Annotated in this window: 12 protein-coding genes, 1 pseudogene and 2 CRISPR repeat arrays; all 13 genes and pseudogenes read right to left on the minus strand. The window is 63.3% G+C overall.

What is annotated here, in order from left to right; all coding sequences use genetic code 11:
* Positions 1–51: 51 nt before the first annotated feature.
* The 13 genes and pseudogenes from AT700_RS12865 to AT700_RS12920 all read right to left on the minus strand — a co-directional run bounded on the left by AT700_RS12865 (position 52) and on the right by AT700_RS12920 (position 17963).
* A complete protein-coding gene (locus AT700_RS12865) occupies positions 52–849 on the minus strand; it encodes a hypothetical protein (RefSeq protein WP_003102987.1) in 798 nt (265 codons plus the stop codon).
* Positions 850–1406: 557 nt separating this feature from the next.
* Positions 1407–1919, minus strand: coding sequence for a Bro-N domain-containing protein (locus AT700_RS12870; RefSeq protein ID WP_003451103.1), 513 nt, complete (start codon positions 1917–1919; stop codon positions 1407–1409).
* A 394-nt stretch (positions 1920–2313) separates the two neighbouring features.
* A CRISPR array of direct repeats spans positions 2314–3302; the repeat unit is 28 nt; unit sequence GTTCACTGCCGTATAGGCAGCTAAGAAA.
* 182 nt (positions 3303–3484) lie between these two features.
* Positions 3485–4048 carry a type I-F CRISPR-associated endoribonuclease Cas6/Csy4 gene (gene cas6f / locus AT700_RS12875; RefSeq protein WP_003162920.1) on the minus strand — a complete coding sequence of 188 codons (564 nt, stop codon included), beginning with the start codon at positions 4046–4048 and terminating at the stop codon, positions 3485–3487.
* Positions 4049–4051: 3 nt separating this feature from the next.
* Positions 4052–5080: a type I-F CRISPR-associated protein Csy3 gene (csy3, locus tag AT700_RS12880; protein WP_003139222.1), complete on the minus strand. Its 1029-nt coding sequence runs from the start codon at positions 5078–5080 to the stop codon at positions 4052–4054.
* A 10-nt stretch (positions 5081–5090) separates the two neighbouring features.
* Positions 5091–6074 carry a type I-F CRISPR-associated protein Csy2 gene (gene csy2 / locus AT700_RS12885; protein WP_003116910.1) on the minus strand — a complete coding sequence of 328 codons (984 nt, stop codon included), beginning with the start codon at positions 6072–6074 and terminating at the stop codon, positions 5091–5093.
* Positions 6061–7365 carry a type I-F CRISPR-associated protein Csy1 gene (gene csy1 / locus AT700_RS12890; protein WP_004343803.1) on the minus strand — a complete coding sequence of 435 codons (1305 nt, stop codon included), beginning with the start codon at positions 7363–7365 and terminating at the stop codon, positions 6061–6063. The genes csy2 and csy1 overlap by 14 nt, the downstream gene beginning before the upstream one ends.
* Positions 7366–7422: 57 nt before the next feature.
* Positions 7423–10653 carry a type I-F CRISPR-associated helicase Cas3f gene (gene cas3f / locus AT700_RS12895; protein WP_048521085.1) on the minus strand — a complete coding sequence of 1077 codons (3231 nt, stop codon included), beginning with the start codon at positions 10651–10653 and terminating at the stop codon, positions 7423–7425.
* Positions 10650–11624, minus strand: coding sequence for a type I-F CRISPR-associated endonuclease Cas1f (gene cas1f / locus AT700_RS12900; protein WP_003162915.1), 975 nt, complete (start codon positions 11622–11624; stop codon positions 10650–10652). The genes cas3f and cas1f overlap by 4 nt, the downstream gene beginning before the upstream one ends.
* Before the next feature lie 261 nt (positions 11625–11885).
* Positions 11886–12813: direct repeats of the CRISPR family, unit length 28 nt; unit sequence TTTCTTAGCTGCCTACACGGCAGTGAAC.
* 268 nt (positions 12814–13081) lie between these two features.
* A pseudogene (locus tag AT700_RS30160) lies at positions 13082–13395 on the minus strand (hypothetical protein).
* Positions 13396–13870: 475 nt separating this feature from the next.
* Positions 13871–14791, minus strand: coding sequence for a SphA family protein (locus AT700_RS12905; RefSeq protein WP_003111281.1), 921 nt, complete (start codon positions 14789–14791; stop codon positions 13871–13873).
* A gap of 33 nt (positions 14792–14824) precedes the next feature.
* Complete coding sequence (locus AT700_RS12910; protein ID WP_034016657.1) at positions 14825–16243, minus strand: OprD family porin; 1419 nt, start codon at positions 16241–16243, stop codon at positions 14825–14827.
* A gap of 81 nt (positions 16244–16324) precedes the next feature.
* The gene (locus AT700_RS12915) at positions 16325–17005 is read right to left on the minus strand and encodes a hydrolase (RefSeq protein WP_003111283.1); all 681 of its coding nucleotides are present in this window, start codon (positions 17003–17005) and stop codon (positions 16325–16327) included.
* A 97-nt stretch (positions 17006–17102) separates the two neighbouring features.
* The gene (locus AT700_RS12920) at positions 17103–17963 is read right to left on the minus strand and encodes a pirin family protein (RefSeq protein ID WP_003089646.1); all 861 of its coding nucleotides are present in this window, start codon (positions 17961–17963) and stop codon (positions 17103–17105) included.
* Positions 17964–18002 lie beyond the last annotated feature (39 nt).

Consider the following 18002-nt stretch of genomic DNA (forward strand, 5'->3'; position numbering starts at 1 on the left):
TTCATATATGTGCGTATATATAAACGCCGATATACGGGTCGGCTTGATTCATTACAACGCGATATTCCCGACTTTCGCCGAAGCCGCGTTGTAACGCTGGTGCTGTTTACGCTTGACCGAAGAACTGCGCTTGAAACGCCGGGTCGCCGTAAAGATGTTCTTCAAGGTGATCGGGAATACCGTGATCAATCCGTTGCCCTTGTGATATTCCGGGTTCCGATCGAGGAAGAAACGCACATTCGGATTGCTGTGCGTAGCCCAGCGTGCCCGTTCGTGATCGGCCTCGGTGGTGGTCCAGCCGGTGTCGACCACCAGCGGATCGTTGCTGCTGCGCTTGAAGCTGAACTGGGCGATCAGGTGTTCGAGGAACTTCACGTGGTGGCTTTCCAGGTCGCAGTGGCAGGGCCAGACGTCATCCACGTACTTGGTCACCAGGGCGTAGCTGGAGGGATGGATCAGGGTGTCGAGGAACAGCAGGCGCTTGCCGGGGTTGAGCAACTTGTAGCGCAGCACCTGGCGGGTAAGGAAGGGAATGCTCTGGTTGCTCCCGCGGTACTCCGGGAGGATCCCCGACTCGGCGCGGATCACGCAGGCCTTGCTGTACTGGAAGACTTCCGAGTCGTGGAAATGCACGGCGCAGTAGCCGACGATCTCGTGCTGGCGGTTGCGGTAGATGGCGATGCGGGTGAGGCGGGCGGTGGAGTGGATGACCTCGCGAGCGAAGGATTCATACTGGACGCCATGAAAGATCCTGGCGTGAATCGCGTAGAGTTCGCTTGCGAGGTTTCCCCTCTGTGTTTCGTCGAGTTTTCCCGGGTTGACGACTTCCCGGTAGATCCTGGCAGTCATAATCTTCTCCGAAGGAATCATCCAATATTAATTTTCGAATTTTTTTCATGCCGATGACTTCTTGTTGTTGTGCGTGGAGGTGAGGCTAGGGAAAGTCTATTTCCATATTGTTAACTGGCGCCCCCATACGCCTTAAGCTGCCAGATCTGACAGGGTATTAACTTATATTCGGAACTCGCTTCGGCCCGCGGTGGTCGCTGGCCCGCCGGCCTTTATTCTTTCGCTGCTTTTCCGGGGATAGGCACATGATGCAGAACATCCACGGTCGCGACGACTTCTTCGCCGCCTGCCGGTCAACCTGCACGCCATACCGCTGCCCGGCGTCTCCTGTCTACAGGTGGTCCCGCCAGCCTGGCTGGCGGCTGGACAGGGAGGGTCGGCGCACCTGCCGGACCGCTACTCGAACGAAGGGCCGCGTACCACCGACTGGCTGGCCAGCGGCGTGGTCAAGCGTCACCGCACGCCGGGCAGCCTGCTCAACCTGTTGATCGGGTTCGGGCTTTCGTCTCAAACGGGTGGAGGAGTGGAGCCCCTGCGACGAGCAAGTGGCCGCTCGCCTAGAGCGGCCGCAACTTGCGCAACCAGCGTCGCCAACCCAGTTGCACCATGGGTTCGCCCTGGCGTTCGAGGAGGTCGGGCATCTCGCTGAAATTCACCCAGAGCTTGCCCTGCCAGTCGAGCATGTGCACCACCTGGCGCTCCCAGCGCAACTTGACGTAGCGCGGCATGCCGCTGTCGTCGGTGGCGCTGCGCAACTCCGGCACCACCTCGCCGCTGAGCCAGCGGCGCAATTCGCTGCCATCGCCGCGCTGCTGGTAGATCAGCGCGGCATACGCGCCGGACTCGCTGATCAGCCACTGCGCCTGCTCTTCGCCACGTTCGGAACGCAACGATTCGCGGCGCGCCTGGTCGTCGTCCAGGCGGGCGAGCATCTGTTCGGGCTGGCTGTGTTCGATCAGCCGGGCGAAGTCGTCGAGGACGAACCAGGCCTGGTCGTCGATCAGCAGCGCGCGCAGCAATCGCTGCTGTCGGAAGAAGTAGTGCGGGGCAAGCTGGGTATGGCCGTGCATAGGAGAAATCCTTCTCTGAGCTGTCCGCTGCCTGGCTTCTGCCGGCGCGGCAGGGAGACAGGCCGCTCGTGGGTGTTGGGCCAGCAGGCTGTGGCCTGCCGGGAACCGAAGTCGCCGGCGAAAAAAGCCTACTGACAGCGCCTGTAGGACGGCAATGGCTAAGCCTTGTACGAAGTCTCCGATGGCACAAGCCCGCTGAACAGCTAGGCCGTTCTGAACATTACGCCGGCATGGAGAAAACAGGGGATGGACGCTATGCTTGGGAACCCTTTTTTTGGTGGTTTTTTAAAGCCCTTTTAGATCAAAGGGTTAGAGATCGCTGCAAAAAGAGGGTTTTTCCGGGCTTTGGCGCTGGAGCCCTTGGAGCTTGGAAGGTTGATGGTTTTTGGGTCTAGTTCACTGCCGTATAGGCAGCTAAGAAATTTGCCGGGTCACACTGCCCGGACCCGCCACCGTTCACTGCCGTATAGGCAGCTAAGAAACAGGGCGCGCCCGGAGAAAGTCACGCGCTTCGAGTTCACTGCCGTATAGGCAGCTAAGAAATCGGGAAAGAGACCATGACCATCGGTGAAAACGTTCACTGCCGTATAGGCAGCTAAGAAAATCCGGGCCTGCGCAGATCACCCGGCCAGCTTGTTCACTGCCGTATAGGCAGCTAAGAAAAGGCACTGCAGGCCTACCGGCGTACCCTGCGCGTTCACTGCCGTATAGGCAGCTAAGAAAACGTCAATGCAGAACTCGAACGTCGTGTGCATGTTCACTGCCGTATAGGCAGCTAAGAAAACCCAGTGAAATCAGTCCCCGCGCTCGTATCGGTTCACTGCCGTATAGGCAGCTAAGAAATTCGACGGCCACGCCTCAGCCCGGCCCAGGCCGTTCACTGCCGTATAGGCAGCTAAGAAAGAGATCATCCGGCGCAAGCGGGAACAGCTGCTGTTCACTGCCGTATAGGCAGCTAAGAAATCACGACCTTCTCGAACGTTCCCAGGTACGTAGTTCACTGCCGTATAGGCAGCTAAGAAAAAGGTCAATTCCCAGGTGAAGCAACTGGTGGCGTTCACTGCCGTATAGGCAGCTAAGAAAGTAGCAGAGAAACTCAACAGCCCGACTGGACGGTTCACTGCCGTATAGGCAGCTAAGAAAGTAGGGATTGTGAGCGTCGAGGAGCGCCAGGGCGTTCACTGCCGTATAGGCAGCTAAGAAATGCAACTCGAAAACATCGAACGCCGGCGCCGAGTTCACTGCCGTATAGGCAGCTAAGAAACTGAGCTAACCCGGCTGGGATCCAAATCCTACGTTCACTGCCGTATAGGCAGCTAAGAAATCCTTCGGCTCCGCCGGCCGGATCGCTGCATGTTCACTGCCGTATAGGCAGCAAAAAATGTCTCGAAGTTCATAAGCGGGCTTCGGGCGATTTCACTGCCACATAGGTCGTCAAGAAACGGCCAGCAGCCCTGAAGTATCGATTAATGCGGTTCGCTGTCGGCCGGGGTCACCAGTCGAAACGAAGTCCCTTTCCATGGGACTTCGTTGCGGACATGCCGATAAGGCGCTGACGGGGTTCTTCAGAACCAGGGAACGGAACCTCCTTTGCTCAACCCGTAACAGGTGAATCCTCCTTCCTCTGCCGTCGCCTGCAACGGCCCGTGGCGGATGAAGAGACGGAAGTGCTGTCCGGTGCTCTGGCTGCGTAGCGTGACGAAGGGCAGGTCCAAGGTTCTCGCGACCGTATCGGGAATGCGTTTCCGAGCCTCCTCCTCACTCAGATCGTGCCGGCGCATGAGCCGCCGCCGCAGGCGTTCCGGATTGCTTTTCGCCTGAACCCGACTGACCTGACGGTACGGTGTGGGGTGAGGCACGACTGCCGGTTCTCCGAATTGCAGATGGTCCCGCAACCCTTCCAGCCAGGGCCGGGCGAGCAGGGCACGAAGGTCGTCCGCCGAGGCATGAATGCGCAGGCGCTCGCCCAGCCGGGAGCGGCTTTCGTCGAGGTCGGGGAAGCTCACGCCGATCCTGTCCCCGCCCTGTGCCACCAGGGCCTGGTGGAGCTTGCCGAAGAGCACGCTCATGAGTTGCGCCGGGGGAAATTCCGGGTCCGGTCGCAAGCGAATGTCGAGGTAGTGGTCCATGGCTTACTTCTCTTCGGCTTCACCGAACACGCCGCCACGGATCAGGTTGGCGATCACATAATGCTGTTGCTCCACGGCGGGCGCCTCGTCGCGCAGTACCCAGTTGTCGAGCAGCGTATAGAAGTCCAGCTTCTGCTTGGGCTGGCGATAGGCTTTGCCCTGGGATGTGACGGAGCCGTAGGGCTCCACGGCGATGGGGCCGAGGCCATCTTCGTCGGGATACCACGTATCGATGGTGCGCAGGGCATTGCCGATCTTCTGCGAGTGGATGGCCGCGGCATCGCGCACGCTGTACAGGGTCTTGCTCTTCTGGCCTTTCTTGTCGCCTTTGTCGAGGATCAGTTCCTGGGAGGGGAAGACTTCCTGGCCGTCGCCGATACGGGCGAAGGCGACCACTTCGAGCAGGACATGCCCACTGCCTGAGAGACCGCTGGCGATCAGTTCGGCGAGCGCGTCCAGTTCGGCGTCGGCCTTGAAGTCGCGCAAGCCGATGGCCAGGGCGTCGAAGCGCCAGGCGCGAGCCACCTCGCCCTGGCGGATATGGTTGATACGGACTTCCACCGCTTCCGCGCCCACCCGGTTGCGCCACAGGAAGCGGGCGTTGGCCAGGTTGTGCGCATAACGACGAGCCAGCTCGGCGAAGCCCTGATCGTTCACGTAGGTGGCGACCGTTTGCAGCAGCTTGTCACGGTAGGCCGCGTCGTTGCAGGCAGACGGTGTTCCGGCGCCGCCGAGCACACGGAGGGTGAAGCGGACCTTGAGGGTGTCGGCGTCGCTCGGCAGGTTGGCCACGTCCACCGTCTGCAGGTTGGGCGACTGGATCGAGGCGTCCAGCTTGGCCGGGTCACGGTCCTTGGTCTTGAGGCGGTTGGAGATGGTGCCGCGTACGGACTTCTCGCGCACGGTCACGGCCGGCCATTCCTGCGAGGCGTCGCGTTGCGCCCAGGCGCCAGCGCTCATAAGGGCGTCGGAAGGGTCGAGCTTACGTTCGAAGGCGAGGACGGAAGCGGTGCTCAGTATTGGCTTGGACATGCTGATTTCCTTATGCGATGGCGTGTTCGACGAAACGGGGTGTGCTCCAGCGGTAGAGCCCTTTGTCAGGCTCGGCGTGGTGATACCAAAGCAGGTCCGATAACGCGGCGACGCGATGGGGGCTGAGCCATTCGCCCAGACCGAAGAGGTTTTCGACGAAGCGCAGCGGTGTTTCTCTATCACGGGCATTTCGCACTTCGCCGGGGAGGTACAGGGGTGACAGGGCGTTGTAGCCAGCCGGGATCGGCACCAGCCAGCCGGGCTTGTCGCGCACTTGCCAGGCTGCATCGGGCGGCGATGCTTCTTCTTCGGACGAGGTTGCAGGAGGCTCGAAGTTGATTCGACAAAGATCGAGCAGTGCATCGAGCGTGGTGGCTTCGGGGAGCGTGGTGCGCAAGGTTTCCAGATGTTGTTGCAACAACGCCTCGCGACTCACCAGGGCGAAGCCGGGGAGCAGGCGGCGGGTAAGCCGGCGCTGGTTCTTGCGCCGCTGTTCGTCGCTGCCACCCAGCATCAGCAGTTCGGCGTTCGGAGCCGGGAAGCGCTCATTGCACCAGGGCAGGATGCTGCCACCGGCGAGGCGCATGGCGCCAGCCTGCTCCTGTACCTGCCTGGCGATTTCCTGTGCGGGGTGATCGTCCAGACCATCGCCATGCACTCCCAGCAGCAGACTGACCTCCAGATGGGCGCGCCCTTCTTCGACGATGGCTGCGGTGGAGCCGTCGCGGTTCAGCGGATTGCGGGTCAGGTTGAAGACCTTGGTGCGCTTGCCGGCCGGCTGCGATATCTGCGCTTCGAAGCGGTGACAGACGATGCCGACACCGTCCAGTTCGATATCGAGGGAGATCCCGACTCGACGCTGCAAGGCATGGACGAATCCGGTGAAAGCGCCGGGCGAAGGGAAACCCCAGGTCAAGGGGCTGGAAATGGCGTTGGCGTTCTGGATGGACAGGCGTGGCAGCAACAGCAGCGCCTCGGGATCAGTCACGCTCATCTTCGAGTATCTCCTTGAACATCGTCAGTTCCTTGCTCAGCTCCTGGCTCCATTGGGCGGCTTCCGGGCTACCCAGTATCTGACTGTCGCTGCTGACCGCCCGGTTCAGCCAGTTGGCGAAGCGATTTCCGACCTCGGCAGGCCAGTCACCTCGTAGTCGGCGCTGCAAGAACGTCTCATCGGTCTGTGCGCGCAACGGATCGAGCCAGAGCTGCTCCGCGTCATGCAGTTGGCACCCGGGGGTTGCGCTCCAGCCGGGCTCCAGTTCGCGCAGACGGGCGGCGTATTGCAGGGCTTCGTCGCAGATTTGCCCGACCAGTTGGGCGCGATATCTGCGGATGGTGAAATTGTTATGGCGGGTCTTGGCAAGGAGGCGCTGCAAGGTCCGGGTCAGCCGGGACACCTCAGGGCTTCTCCCGAAGTCATGTTCGAAGACCGAGGAATGGCGTATCGGTGCGCGCTGGTCCTGTCTTTGCCAATGTGGCGGAAGCGAAGGTAGCAACCAGTTCTCCCCATAGCGCTCGCTGTTCAACTGACTGATGTTCTGCGGCTTGGTACCGCCGAACTTCTGGATCGCCAGGTTGGGGTACTCGCTGAATCCGTGGGGCCATGACTCCTGGCGGCTGCGCGCTTCGCGTGCCGCCTTGGCCGCGTCGCCGAAGCGCGCTTCGCGGAGCAGAGCGTGGACGTGATGCACCAGACTGGTGGGAAACAGCGGTGCTAGCAGGTGGTAGCCGGAACCGGGCAGGGGAAAGTACAACTGCTTGGCCAGGCTGTGGGACGCGGGAGCGCCTTTGACGGCCGTGATGCCGATGAACGCTTGCCGCCATTCGCGAGCCTGTTCGGCGTTATCGGACAGCGCCTGTACTGCCTCGGCACTGTCTTCTGTCAGCCAGTTCAGAAGATTTTTACCCTGATACTGGAGACTGAGAAACTTGAATACGTCCAGCGCCGCGGCATTGCCCACCACATCGCTGACCAGCCTGTCACCTAGCTCATGGGAACCGGCGAGGCCCGGTTGCCCGGGTGCTTGCGGCAGGCTGTGCAGGTTGCTGCCGCGGGCGTCGGGATGGATCGGCTTGAGCGTGTGGGTCACCAACTGCAACTGGCCGACCCGCCGGGCGGCATCTGCCAGCCAGGCCTCCCGCCGGTGGGTGGCCAGCAATGTCTGGCGCTTGTCGTCTTCGTCGGGATGGAGTTTGTCCAGCTTGCCCTGGAGGCGCTCCTGGATGAAGGATTCGATGAACTGGCGAAGCTCCTGCCACGTAGGCGTTGGGAGGGGAGAGGTCATCCATGCCTCCTTGGTCGATTGTCATTGACGAGTGCTCGCATTCGAAAGCTGTGCTCCTCAGTTGTATTTCTTGAACCCCAAATAAGGGTGGTAGCTCCATCCCTGGGTGTTTTCTCGCAATCTCATCTCGCCGTAGCGCATGGCGCATTGACGCAGGTCGAGGTCCTCGCGGCCGGCCATTGCGACTAGCTCCTCCCGATAGTTGACCGTCCCCCATGTCTGGATGCGCGGGCCATAGGTGAGGTCGAGGTTGCGCAACAGGTTGTCCTGGTTGCTCCAGGTCCCTTCTTCGTAGCGGCTGAAATGCAAGCGCTCCTCGTCGTCCTCGTCCGGCAGCAGGGCGTAGCATCGCTCCTTGGCGCCTGCGCGAAATGGTTGGCTGGTTTGCAGGGCGCCGCTGAGCGATGCCGGGGTTTGCCACCAGAGCGGTACGCCGAGCAGGGACGACGGTGGGTCGTCGGCAAGCATCAGCGCGCGCAGGCGTCGGTGTTCCAGGTCGACCAACCGGCTGCGTGGGAACAGTGGGAACGGTTCGACGATTCGTGGGCTGGCGTCGATGCGGGCGAGTAGGGCGGGGTCGAGCAGGTCGTGCAGGTCGTGGCTGTCAAGAGGGAAGTCGGGGGTCTCGAAGCCGGGCCGCTGGAACGCCGGATTCTGCCCTTCCAGCGAGCGGATATTGCGCGATAGCAGGTACAGGTTGGCCTCGCCGCTGAAGCCGGAGCGATGGCGGCGGATTCGCCCGGCCAACTGGATGATCGAGCGCATGGAGGAGGGTTCGACGATGGCCCAGTCGTAATCGTGGTCGCGACCGACCTCCGCCACCGGCGAGGCGAGTACGACGAACAGATGATCCCGCTCCGTGCTGGCCTGGAGCGCCTTGGCCAGCGTCGGACGAGCGAACAGCGCGGCGGCGTCGTCGTCCGAACGCTTCAGCAGTTCATCGAGTTGTCGCTCGATGGCCGAGCGGACCAGAAGGGGATGCCGCGAATGGTAGACACACAGATGGACATGCAACCCCTCGGGCGCACCCTGGGCGAGGATGGCCTGGGCCAGTTCGATCAGGGGTTCGATGTTGGCCAGCCGTAACAGGCCGAAACTGATGCGACGTCCTTGGTGTTCGGTGTGATGGCAGCGATGCAGGTCAGCCATCCAGGTATTCATCTGCCCGGCCAACTCGCGGCACAGCGCGGGACGGGCCTCGCCAGCGGCATGCACGGTGCATAGCTGCGCCTGGCGACGTGGCGGCAGTTGCTCGAGCTTCGCCAGACGCTGGGCGACGAAGGTCGCGTGCGCTTCGCTGAAGGAGGTTACGGCGCCGTGGGCGCTGGATTGACTGGAAAACTCGTCGAACCAGGCGCAGCAGATTTCCGTAGCGCGTCCGGGAGCGCCACGATGGCGCTGGAAGATTTCCCGGCCGCTGCGATAGGCCTCGAACAGGCCCTGCACCAAGGCCGGCGGCAGGGTCGCGGAGGAGAGCAGCACGCGGCTGCCGAACAGGCCGGCCCAGTGCACCAGCCGCGACAGGGCGGGCAGGTCGTCGATATCGAAGTCGTCGACCTCGTCGAGCACCAGGTCGGAAGTCATCAGGCGGAGCAGTGGCGCTATCTGGTGTCCGCCGCGCAGGCTTTCGCTGGCGGGCATCAGGTGGTCGATGGTGCAGGCCAGGATGGGCGCCTGGAGTAGGTGGTTTCCCGCGCTGTTCCTGCCGAGCCACTCGCGTAGAGGGCCGTCCTCGAGCGTGCCGGCGAAATGTACATGGCTGTTTTCCGCCAGCAGTTCCTGGGCTGACTCGCTACCGCTGCGCTCCAGGCGCTCCTGCTGCTTTTCGAACAGTTCGCGGGCGGCGCTGCCGCCGACCAGGATAGCGAGGTCGTCGTCGCCCAGGCCGAGCCGCTCGCGGTAGGCCTGCCCGGTTTGCAGGGTCAAGCTGCGCAGGCCGAGAGCGATGCTGAAACGCGCGCCGCGTTGCGGATCGGCCAGCGCATACAGGATGCGGCCGTTGGCGAGGGTCTTACCGCAACCGGTCGACGCCAGGTTGAGGCCGAAGAATCCATGCTCCATAGCCTGCTCGCGGCAGGCCATCGCGCAGTCGTAGGCCTTGTCCTGCCAGCGGAAGCGCGGCTGCTCGACCCGGCGGGTGAAGCCCTTGTGCCGGGCAAGGCGCGGTAGTTGTCGCTCCAGGCGTGGCAGGGTGCCGGCGAGCTTGCGACTGTGCAGGGCGACGCCGAGCAGGTGTTCGTCCAGGCGCTGCTTGAGTTGGCCGCTGTCCCGGTCGGTGTTGGCGTGCAAGGGGAAGTTCGGGTCGCCCAGCCGGGAGTCGGCAGGGAGACTGGAATAGTGGTGATCCGCGAGCATCAGGATCAGTCGGGACACATGCATGACGTAGGCGTCGTGCAACAAGGCCGGCCCCCGAGCCAGCAGGCCGGGACGCTCGAGCATGCTCTGCGCGCATAGCGCTGTCCTGGCGCGCCAATGGGGACTGGCGAAGGGCAGGCCGTGGGGGAACTGCCAGCAGGCGGCCTTTTCTTTTGCGTCTGCGTCGCGTGCGCCGCACCATTGGCTCTGGATGGGGGCCGGCAAGCGTGCCAGCGAGGCGCTGCCGCGATGGTCCCCGTTGGGCAGGCGATGATGGCTGACGATCAACCAGCCGACCGCCTGAGCGAGCGGCGGTAGCCGGCTTTTCTGGAACGGGCCGGGTGGCGCGGGTTGCCGGTCGTCCCTGGCCAGTTGCGACAGCCAGGCATCGCCCGTCTCTCGCTTGTCCGCCAGGCGCCGCAGCCAGTCCTCGTCGCTGCTGCCTGGGCCAACGAAGGCTTCGAACAGGCGCAGTGATACCCATTCGTGACGATAGGCATCTGCCATCGGTTTGCCGCGGTTCCGCAGTTTGGCCTGGAAGGCCTGGCTGGCCTTGCCGATATCGTGGAACAGCGCTGCCATCACCGTCAGCAGGCGGATGTCCTCGGCGCTGTGCCAGTCGTTCTCGTCTTCCTTGCGCAGGATGTCGCGGCGGGTCCTGTTGGTCGGCACCGCACCCTGGGCGTTGAAGCGGCTGGCATCGCCGACGATCCACAGCAGTTCGCTGTGGTCGCGGCCGCGGATCCAGTGACAGGCTACGGCGGTGTTGCGCCGTGCGCTTTTCTTCAGCAGGCGTCGCAGGGTATCCAGTCCGGCTTGAGTGATGGGCGTTTGCCAGGTCCGTTCGCCGCGGCGCTCGGCGAACTGGTCGAGAATGCGGCGGGTTTCGCTCAGGGCGCGCTTTTCGCATTGCGACACCAGCAGGATGTTCATGCGGACACCGTGCTCCGCTGCGCCACGTCTTTCAGCGTGTCGATCATGAAGTCCAGGGCCTGTGCGCGGCTCAGGTTGTCCAGGCAGGCCTGGCGGAAGTCCTGTTCCTCGTCGCCGCGCATGGCGGAAAGAAATGCCTGCGGCAGGATCAGCGAGTCCTTGATCAGGTCCGCCACATCGAACACCAGGCCTCCGCGCCGGGTCTTGCCGTGTAGTACCGCCAGTCCATGGGGAATGCCCAGCACCCAGGTGGCGGTCGCCGCGAGGCCGTAGGCCAGGTAGTTGCCATGGTCTAGGAAGCGGTTGGCCGGGTCGCCGCCGCTGCCGCGCTTGGCGCGGACGAACTCGCCGTAGCGGGTGGCCTGGGCTGCGAGCTTGAACAGGCGCTTGCTCAGGCGCGCTTCTTCGGTCAGTAGATGCTCATGATTGGGAGCCTGCTCCAGCGCTCGGGCGGAATCTTCCACGGCAACTGCCAGCGCGGTGGCATCGACGGCGAAGCCGGCGTCGCGCAATACGCGATCTTCCAGCCAACTGTGGCGAATCCGCTCCAGCCTGACCCGCTGGAAGTGCCGGGCGGCCTCCAGGCGTTTTTCCTCATCGAACCAGAAGCCGACCCAGAGCTGCAGGTATTCGGTGGGGCGGTATTCGCTCTGCGGCGTCAGCCAGGACACCTCGACGTCCACTTCGTTGGCGCTGAACAGCGGCGTTCCGCCGCCGCCGCAGAAGCCTACCAATACCCCGGCCCTGGCCAGTTCGCGCATGGCTGCCTGAGTAATGGAGGTACCCGTGCCCAGCAACAGGCTGGTGGTGTTGGCGATGGGGATGTTCCAGTAGTGCGAATGCCGGCCTTCGTCGGTGACGTACTCGACCCGCCCGCCGTTGACCAGTACCCGGCAGTGTTGCAGGTAGTACAGGTTGGCACGCTTGGAGTGAAGGATCGTCTTCAGTTCGCTGGGAGAAATGTCGTCCATGCTGACCGTGGCCTGTCCCTATCGGATCTATCGAATTCTGCGCCAAGGCAAATGTTTAGCGGATATGGCCGATTGCCGCTACCCCGTTTTCGTCTGTATGAGGAGCGTGAGCTTCCAAGCGGGGCACATTGTCGTGGACGGGCGAGGCGGGAGGGCGGGGTAGGAACTTTTATATTCGGATGTTTGGGAGCGGGATGGGGAGGGTGGTTCTGCCTAGACGGCAGCGAACCCGGCGGCTGTTGTGGCCGAGGTGGGTTCGAGTTTCTTAGCTGCCTACACGGCAGTGAACTTAGAAATTTGGGCCATGTTCAGGCTCCTCTTTTTCTTAGCTGCCTACACGGCAGTGAACGTGCCGCTCAGCCTGACCACGGGTTACGGCCATTTCTTAGCTGCCTACACGGCAGTGAACAACTTCGCATGCGCCTCGTTCATGCCGGCGATTTTCTTAGCTGCCTACACGGCAGTGAACTATGCAAGCGTCTCGCAGCGTCGGGTGTCCCATTTCTTAGCTGCCTACACGGCAGTGAACAAGCCCGAGGCTCCGACGCTGGTCGTTGACCTTTTCTTAGCTGCCTACACGGCAGTGAACACATCGGTCGGCTCGACCAGGCGGCCCAGGGCTTTCTTAGCTGCCTACACGGCAGTGAACAACGCGCTGACGGCCTGCGACGGTCGGGACATTTTCTTAGCTGCCTACACGGCAGTGAACTCTCCGGTCGGGTCAGCGTGACGGTCGTCAGTTTTCTTAGCTGCCTACACGGCAGTGAACTTTAATGAAGTCGAGTACGGCCTTGACGCCCATTTCTTAGCTGCCTACACGGCAGTGAACGGGCAGCGCCCTACGATCTTGTTTGCCGTCCATTTCTTAGCTGCCTACACGGCAGTGAACCAGCCGCGCCCACTCCAGCTTTGCCAGGTCCATTTCTTAGCTGCCTACACGGCAGTGAACCTCCACGCCGGCGGAATCGGCACGGACTGGCCTTTCTTAGCTGCCTACACGGCAGTGAACCATTACTTGTCGCGTGAAAGATGACCGACTGTTTTCTTAGCTGCCTACACGGCAGTGAACTGAAAAACCTGAAAAAACTGTTCGTTCGTGGTTTTCTTAGCTGCCTACACGGCAGTGAACAAGTTTTGGAAGCCTCTCCCGCGAAGCCCAGTTTTCTTAGCTGCCTACACGGCAGTGAACTAGCTCCGAAAACCTATAACCATTTGAAGGAAAAAGAAATACCGAGTTTTTCCCTCCAGAAACCCTCTTTTTTCGAGGTCTCGTAACTTGCTGATTTATAAGGGCGTAAGAAATCGTCCGAAAAAAGGGTCGGAAGCTTCGGGCAATTGGCGGCCGTTTCGCGAGGACCGGGACGGCGATCAAGCGTGCCGTTCGGACGCGAAAGGTCTTGTGATGGCGATGCCGCAAAGCCCCCGGCCAGGCCGGGGCGTCGCGCCAGGGAGCGGCGCTACAGGCTCGGGTGGCCCGCCTCGATTTCGGACAAGGCATCGCTGAGCAGCGACAGCAACGCACCGTTGATGTAGGCCAGGGTGCCGCCGGGCTCTTCTTTCTCATCGAGCAAACGGGTCATGGCCAGGATGTTGATCGCCGACCTCAAGCGCACTTTCGCGTTGTCGAACAAGTGCGTGGGGAGTGCATGGGTGTCCACGTACAGGGTGGCGCTACGCGGACACATGTCGGCCTGGGAGGTGGGGAGCAGCGGGACGAAGCGGGGGACGATTCTGTTAGCTCGGGGTTGGACGTATCATTCGGCTTAGCCATGGGTCAGCTCCTTAATAAGCTGGGTTGTGGTTAGCGGGTCGTAGGTGTTCCACCACCTGCGGCCCGCGTCTTTTTTGCCCTCAGAAAATAGAGGGCAGTGCCGTTCGGTCCTGTCCCTGCGGGATGGATTTGCCGGCCCCTCCATCATCCTCCTACTGGGTTTTTATCCAATTCCCGGGCTTCTGAGAGAGCCTGCGGAAATGTCCGGGGGAGCTGTCCGGCGTTTCCAGGGCCTGTAGGGCGAATACCGCCACAGGCGGTATCCGCCGATACCCCGGATAAGCGGCGGATAACCGCGAGCGGTTATTTGCCCTACGGAGTTGGGGTGCTGTCCGGCGTTTCCGGGGTGCGTAGGGCGAATAACGCCATGGGCGTTATCCGCCGATGTCGCGGATGAGCGGCGGATAACCGCGAGCGGTTATTCGCCCTACGGACCCGGGGAGGTGTCGGCGTTTCCAGGGCGTTATCCGCCGATTCAGAACGCCAGCAGGTAGCGCAGGGTCAGTTGGTTGCCTTCGCTGCGGTTGCGCGCGCCGCTTTCGGCGTAGAGGTTGGCGAACAGCGTTTGCCTGCCCTGGCTGTACATCACCCCCGGGCCTATGCCGAAGACCTGCTCGCGCGAGTCGGCCTGCCGGTGGCCGTCGATGCGGTCGGCGCTGATCTGTTTCAACTGGTAGCCGGCCAGGCCGATCCGCCAGTGCGGGTCCAGCGCGTAGGAGATCGAGAAGTTCGCGTGCAGCGCCTGGCCCGGCTGTACGTCGTTTGCGCCCAGGCGCGGCGAGGGGTCGTCGTTGCGGCTGATCCAGGCGTAGTGCAGGCGGCCGCTGAGTTCCAGGCGCTCGCCCAGTTCCCAGGTGAAGGCGTAGTGCGGGTTGAAGATCCAGGTGTTGCTGCCGGTGTTGATCGCGGCGTCCTTGTCGTAGTCACCGGTGGGCAGGGAGAAGACGAAGTTCAGGCGCTGCCAGTAGGGGCGGCCGAACAGCGTAGCGGGCCCCCATTGCAGCATCAGCGGGCTGACGATCAGGTCGCCCTGGCGGGTGCGCCGGCCGTCCGGGCCGCCGTCGATATCGAGGTCCAGGCGTACCAGCGGCAGCAGCACTTCGGCGCCGTAGTGGGCGCCGAGCAGGGTGTTCTGGCTGAGGTAGGCGAAGTGCGGCAACAGCGTGGTGCCACGAACCCGTTGCCGACCGGGAACCGAATGCCCGCCGGCGTCGCTGGCGTTGTTCGCCCGAACGTATTGCAGGGGCAGTTCGAAGAGCATGCCGGGACGGCTGACGCCGTCCATGAAGCTGGCGTTGCCGAGCGCCAGCGGCGGCAGCGCGACGGCGTCGGCGCGGGCCTCCAGGCAGAGTGCGGCGGAGAGGGCGCCGAAGGTGGGTAGCAGGGCTGCACGCATGAGGGAGTTTCTCTTTTTTCTGGTTCCGTGGGTTCAGAGCAACCTGATCGGGTAGTCGACCACCACCCGGTATTCGTCGGAGCTGGAGTTGCCGCGGGTGTTGCCGGGGGCGGTGTAGCCTTCGCCGGGGCGGTGGGTGGCCCAGCGCAGGGTCACGCTGAGGCCCTTGGCCGGGCCGGCGGGGAAGGCGTAGCGCAGCGACAGGTCGCGTTCCCAGTGCTGGGCGTTCTTGCCATTGGGGTTGTAGAGGTAGCCGTAGCCCGCGCTGTCCGGGTCGACCCGGGTCAGGTCGGCCTGGCCACGGCCGTAGGCGGCGCCGAACTGCCAGTCCGGGGCGGCGAGGAAGGCCAGGCTGGCCTGGTACTGGATCTTCCACGAGCGCTCGCCGGGGCCGTTGAAGTCGGCGTACTGCATGGCGTTGCTTTCGTAGAGGAAGGTCCGGTCGTTCTGCGCGATGAAGTCGAACGGGGTGTCGCCATCGACCTTTTGCAGGCTGAGGCTCAGCGACTGGCCGCCGCCGGCCAGGGTCAGGCCGGCGTTGTAGAGGTCGTTGTCGATCCGGCCGAGCTGGCTGCGGCCCTGGTTGCGGGTCTTGTAGTAATGCAGCCAGGGCGTCAGGGTCAATTGGCTGGAAAGCCGCCACGGCTGGCTGAGGCCGAGGTAGTGCTGGTTCCAGATATCCTCCAGGCGGCCGCTGTAGAGCGTCGCCTGGCTGCCGCCGGGGGCGCTGTAGCTGGCGCCCAGCCAGGCGATGTGCGGGCTTTCGCGATCGGCGGCGATACCGCCCTTGGTGCCGTTGCCGTAGCCGCTGGTGAGATGACTGTGGCCGCTCTGGTTGCGCAGGCGGGTGGCTTCGACGAAGCCGGCGTCCAGTTCGAGCGCGTGGAAATGGTAGTTCTTCAGGGTCACGCCACGGTAGCTCTGCGGCACCATGCGACTGACGCCGCTGGCGATCACCGGGTTCTCCAGCAACTGGTCGCCGATCTTCAGCAGGCTGTCCAGGCCGCGCAGCTTGAGGGCCGCGCCGGCCGCCGAGAAGCTGTCGGCGGGGCGACCGGCGGAGTCCAGCGGCAGCACGCCGGCACCGCCGCTGCCGCCACCGCCGTCCAGGCGCAGGCCGTAGAAGGCGTGCGCATCCAGGCCGATGCCTATCGGCGTTTCGGTATAGCCGGAGCGGAACGACAGCATCAGGCCCTGGGCCCATTCGCGCTGGTCGCGGCGGGACGGGGTGTCGTGGTTGTCGCGGGCGAAATAGTAGTTGCGGAGGAAACCGTTCAGCGTCGAGCCTTCGACGAAGCCCGGCGGCACCTTCATTTCGGCTTTCTGCCGCTGGTTCAGGCCGGTGCTGATGTTGTCGCGATGGCCCAGGGAGTCGTCGGCGAGGGTCGAGCCCGGACCTATGGCAAGGGCAAGGCAGAGCGTAGCCCCGCGCTTCATGGAGGAATCAGGCATGGGTCCGGTCCGTAGTCGTTGCTGTCCACCAGGCTCCTGCTCGGCAAAAGAAGGGGCGTGCAGCCCCTTCCTTCCCATGGATCACTTGCGCTGCGAATCCAGTTGCTCGTGGTTGTTGACCACGGCCTGGGCCTTGGCGTAGCTCTCGATCAGCAGTTGGTAGTGCGGGAATACCGCGCTGTAGGCTTCGGCGAACTGCACGGCGTCGTCGCGGTTCCAGGTGCGCTGGATTTCCGAGCAGACCGCGGCGGTGTCCATCGGCACCACGCCGGCCTGGACCACCCGTGCCAGGGTGATTTCCTGGGCCATCTTGGAGTAGGTGCCGGAGGCGTCGATCACCGCGAACACCTGATAGCCGTCGTGTACCGCGGCGATGCTGGGGAAGGCCATGCACACGCTGGTGATGGTGCCGGCGATGATCAGTTGCTTCTTGCCGGTGGCCTTCACCGCGGCGACGAATTCCGGGTTGTCCCAGGCATTGATCTCACCCTTGCGCGCGACGTACTGGGCGTGCGGCGCGGCCTCGTGGATCTCCGGGATCAGCGGGCCGTTGGGGCCCTGCGGTACCGAGGCGGTGGTGATCACCGGGATCTTCGCCAGGGTGGCGACCTTGGCCAGGGTGGTGGCGTTGGCGCGCAGTTCGGTCATCGGCATGTCCTTGACCGTCTGGAACAGGCCGCTCTGGTGGTCGATCAGCAACATGGCGGCGTTGGCCGGATCGATCTTCGGGGTCTGGCCGTTGAAGTTGGCGGGAGCGCTCATTTCCATTTCCTCTTGCAGGGTGGTCGTCCGTGAATTTCGGGCAAAGCCCGGCCGGGCCCGCGCTTCCTGCGCGGGCCATGTCGTAGGGGGGCGGACTTCAGTGGGCGCGGATGAAGCGCCCGTTCTCGAAGTCCTCGATGGCCTGGTCGATTTCCTCGCGGCTGCTCATCACGAAGGGGCCGTAGCCGATGATCGGCTCGTCCAGCGGCTCGCCGCTGAGTACCAGCAACTGCACGTCGTTGTTGGCTTCCAGTTCCAGCCGCGGGTCGTCGCGGTCGAGCAGGGCGACCTGGGCTTCGCGAACGATCTCGTCGCCGACCGCGAGGGTGCCGCGCAGGACCACCACGGCGCAGGTATGTCCCTTGGGCAGGTCGAGGGCGAGGTGCTTGCCGGCCTTCAGCTGCACGTCCCAGACCGCCAGCGGCGAGTGGGTCAGCGCCGGCCCCTGGTGGCGGCCGTAGCGTCCGGCGATCACCCGCAGTTCGCCGGCCCTGTCGGGCAGGCCGACGCGGGGAATGTCGGCATCCAGCAGGGTCTGGTAGCGCGGCGGGTTCATCTTGTCGCTGGAGGGCAGGTTGACCCATAGCTGGACCATTTCCAGCGTTCCACCTGTGCTACGGAAGCGTTCCGAGTGGTACTCCTCGTGGAGGATCCCGGAGGCCGCCGTCATCCACTGCACATCCCCCGGCCCTATGCGTCCGCCGGCGCCGGTGGAGTCGTGGTGCTCGACCTCGCCCTGGTAGACGATGGTCACCGTCTCGAAGCCGCGATGAGGATGCTGGCCTACGCCGCGGCGCTGCTGTGCGGGGGGGAAATCAGCAGGCCCGGCGTAGTCCAGCAAGAGGAACGGGCTGATATGCTGGCCCAGTGTGTTGTAGGAAAAGAGCGAACGAACGGGGAATCCGTCGCCCACCCAGTGGCGGTTGGCGTTGCCGTAGATTCCCAGGACCTTTTTCACGTCGGTGCTCCTCGATTGAGTCGATGGAGCGATACGCTA

The organism is Pseudomonas aeruginosa (genome assembly GCF_001457615.1).
Classification (GTDB): domain Bacteria; phylum Pseudomonadota; class Gammaproteobacteria; order Pseudomonadales; family Pseudomonadaceae; genus Pseudomonas; species Pseudomonas aeruginosa.

Coding starts and splice junctions, on each gene's coding strand:
- AT700_RS12865 (WP_003102987.1), bottom strand. CDS start 849: ATGACTGCCAGGATCTACCGGGAAGTCGTCAACCCGGGAAAACTCGAC.
- AT700_RS12870 (WP_003451103.1), bottom strand. CDS start 1,919: ATGCACGGCCATACCCAGCTTGCCCCGCACTACTTCTTCCGACAGCAG.
- cas6f (WP_003162920.1), bottom strand. CDS start 4,048: ATGGACCACTACCTCGACATTCGCTTGCGACCGGACCCGGAATTTCCC.
- csy3 (WP_003139222.1), bottom strand. CDS start 5,080: ATGTCCAAGCCAATACTGAGCACCGCTTCCGTCCTCGCCTTCGAACGT.
- csy2 (WP_003116910.1), bottom strand. CDS start 6,074: ATGAGCGTGACTGATCCCGAGGCGCTGCTGTTGCTGCCACGCCTGTCC.
- csy1 (WP_004343803.1), bottom strand. CDS start 7,365: ATGACCTCTCCCCTCCCAACGCCTACGTGGCAGGAGCTTCGCCAGTTC.
- cas3f (WP_048521085.1), bottom strand. CDS start 10,653: ATGAACATCCTGCTGGTGTCGCAATGCGAAAAGCGCGCCCTGAGCGAA.
- cas1f (WP_003162915.1), bottom strand. CDS start 11,624: ATGGACGACATTTCTCCCAGCGAACTGAAGACGATCCTTCACTCCAAG.
- AT700_RS12905 (WP_003111281.1), bottom strand. CDS start 14,791: ATGCGTGCAGCCCTGCTACCCACCTTCGGCGCCCTCTCCGCCGCACTC.
- AT700_RS12910 (WP_034016657.1), bottom strand. CDS start 16,243: ATGCCTGATTCCTCCATGAAGCGCGGGGCTACGCTCTGCCTTGCCCTT.
- AT700_RS12915 (WP_003111283.1), bottom strand. CDS start 17,005: ATGAGCGCTCCCGCCAACTTCAACGGCCAGACCCCGAAGATCGATCCG.